The sequence below is a fragment of the Escherichia sp. KCJ4928 genome (assembly GCF_004352695.1).
Classification (GTDB): Bacteria; Pseudomonadota; Gammaproteobacteria; order Enterobacterales; family Enterobacteriaceae; genus ECMA0423.
On the sequence record NZ_SJWV01000875.1, the window covers coordinates 1 to 246 of the forward strand.

The following is a 246-nucleotide window of genomic DNA, read 5'->3' on the forward strand; positions in this document are numbered from 1 at the left end:
CAGCCATATTGATGGTCGGTAAAAAAGCAGCATCATCTGAATTCACTGGTGTACCGGTAAGCAGAAGGGAAGCGTCACCAATATCAATGCTTCCACTTGTAAACAGCCCTCCCTGAGCGGTCAGCGCACCTCCTTTATGAATATTCAGGGAGCTGTTTATAAATGACGATGCATCTGAGAACAGGACTGAAGATGAAGAAACATTGATATGACTGTCTTCAGACGTAACCCCGCCACGAAAATTAT

The 246-nt window shown here is 44.7% G+C and carries 1 protein-coding gene; it reads right to left on the bottom strand.

The window, feature by feature from the left end; genetic code table 11:
• Window positions 1-246, bottom strand: a 246-nt coding sequence (locus E0D98_RS27210) for a hypothetical protein (protein WP_165941100.1), incomplete at both ends; no start/stop codon positions are given.